Annotated in this window: 2 protein-coding genes; one reads left to right on the forward strand and one right to left on the reverse strand. The window is 48.9% G+C overall.

Annotation, left to right across the window (positions count from 1 at the left end; all coding sequences use genetic code 11):
- The first annotated feature begins 139 nt into the window (after positions 1-139).
- The gene (locus KDK18_RS02450) at positions 140-805 is read left to right on the forward strand and encodes a C2H2-type zinc finger protein (RefSeq protein ID WP_257252945.1); all 666 of its coding nucleotides are present in this window, start codon (positions 140-142) and stop codon (positions 803-805) included.
- Between the two features lie 156 nt (positions 806-961).
- Here KDK18_RS02450 and KDK18_RS02455 read toward each other — a convergent pair whose 3' ends face one another.
- Positions 962-2,170, reverse strand: coding sequence for an MFS transporter (locus tag KDK18_RS02455; protein ID WP_257252946.1), 1,209 nt, complete (start codon positions 2,168-2,170; stop codon positions 962-964).
- Between the last annotated feature and the right edge of the window lie 143 nt (positions 2,171-2,313).

A 2,313-nucleotide genomic window follows, 5' to 3' on the forward strand; every position in this document is an offset into this window, starting at 1 on the left:
CTTCCGACATAGCCTTGACGAAAATTGCCATGAACAGCCCTGTTGTCATCGACAAGGACGCTGTATCTTCGCTCCCTCCACAAGTACTCAGTGTCGTTCAACCTCAGACGACTCTTTCGCTTGCAGAACAGATGTTTATTTGCAGACAGGCGATAAGACATCTGGCTCGGTAAGTCATCCTGCTGAAGGCCCGACCGTTGTCTCAGGTACTCACAGCACAGCTGCTCGATCATTAACATTAAATCCACCTCCTGCGAAAAAACAAAGGAAGGCAGGCTCCAAAAAATACCGATGTGATCACCCCGGCTGTGAAAAATCACTTGGCTCTCAAGCCTCATTGAACACTCACAAAAGTCAATATCACACCGGAGAGCGAACCTGCCCTGAGTGCCAGAAGACCTTACCAAACGCTCAAGTCCTGTCAGTTCACAAAAGAAAAGATCACACCCCGGAGCAAACTTGTCCAGAGTGCCAGAAGACCCTGCCAAACGCTCATGTCCTGTCAGTTCACAAAAGTCAATATCACAGCGGAGATCAAACCTGCCCTGAGTGCCATAAGGTTCTGTCAAACACCCAAGCCCTGTCGGTTCACAAAATTCAATATCACACCCCAGAGCAAACCTGCCCTGAGTGCCAGAAGGCTCTGCCAAACAAGAAAGCTTTGTCGGAACACAAAAGTCGATACCACACCGGAGAGCAAACCTGCCCTGAGTGCCAGAAGTCCCTGCCAAACGCGAAAGCCCTGTCGGATCACAGAAAGCAACACCGAAAACAAAAGTTTGATGATGCACAGTCAAGTGATTGATTTTTTCGGTTTGTGCAGCCCTGCACGACGTGTCCATGGCGCCAGTCGATCCACATACTATTTCGAATACCTCAAAAATACAGCTATTTATCTGAAAAGGAGAGCTATGACGGGATGCATTCATGCACGTATTCCCGGAGGCTATTTGTCTTTTACTCAAGGCGCAGCCATGGTTGGTGTTTGGTGCGTGGAGTCATACTTTCTCAGTCTGAAGCACATCCAGTACATTAATCCATAGAGCGTCATTGACCCCACTAATACTCCCCCCCAGGCTGCTGTCTGCCAGCATGCGATCAGAAGAAATCCTCCCAGACTGCCGCCCAGATAATAAGCAACAAGGTACAGAGCGGTAGCCGTAGCCTTGGCACGGGTGGCATGATGACTGACCCAGCCATAAGCCAGAGAGTGAACAAAGAATGCTCCGGAGCTGATCAGCAATAATCCGATAATGATTGTCGTCAAGGCCTGAAAACTGGCTATCCATAACCCACACATGCTAATAAATGTTCCGATCAACAGGCCTTGGGTGATGGTGTTTTGCTTACGCCAGTGCCCACTGAGTCGGGAAGAAATAGTGCCGCTCAGGTAGCAAAGAAAGATCAGTGCAGTCCAGCCCACAGGAAGAGAGTGGGGGGGAGCAATCAGTCTGAGACCCATGACAGTGTATAAATTGACGAACAGGGCAAAGTTTAGGCCACCAATTAATACAGCCAGTAACAATTTTGGATTATGCAGGTGCCCGGCAATAATACGGGTAGCTCCTTTAACACTGACCCCGGATTCTTGCTGAAAATGAACCGCTCTGGGCAATAACGCGTAGACAGTCAGAGCACATAGCAGACTGAACAGTGCCATGGCCGCAACGGCTGTCTCCCAGTTCCACTGTTCGGACACCAATCCCCCAAAGATACGGCCACTGATACCTCCCAGGGAGTTTGCGCTGATATAAGTGCCGACAGCCATCACGAGGGCGTTTTGGGTGAATTCTTCTGCCATGTAGGCCACTGCTACGGCAGCAAAACCTGCCAGAGCGACGCCCAGCAGTGCTCTGGCAACAATCATAACCGTCAAGCTGTTTGAAAGGAGTATGCCCAGTCCTGTCAGAGGTATCAGTGCCAGGCTAATCATCATCACAGGGTAACGTCCCAGCTTTTCTGAAAGAATGGCCCAGGGCAACAGTGACATTGCCAGACCGGCCGTACTTGCTGCCAGCAGGCCATTGGCCTTGAGCACAGATATCGAGAATTGATTAGCCATGACAGGAATCAATGGCTGAAACAGATACAGGTTACAGAATATCAGGAATGACCCCAGTGCCAGGGCAAAGGTGGCTTTTCGATAAGAGGGCGTGGCTAGATCAATCATGTTATTACTGCTACCTGAATGCTGAACTATATATTTTACAAGTCAATTTCTTGTGAGCTTATAGATTTCTGGAATGCTAATTTCTCTTTATTGAACCATGCTGTTGATTCACAATCCCATCCCGGAATAAAAAAATCTTCTGT

The sequence above is a fragment of the Endozoicomonas sp. SESOKO3 genome (genome assembly GCF_024606255.1).

Bases quoted from the DNA above. Each gene is read 5' to 3' on its own strand.
- KDK18_RS02455 (WP_257252946.1), bottom strand. From the start codon at position 2,170: ATGATTGATCTAGCCACGCCCTCTTATCGAAAAGCCACCTTTGCCCTG.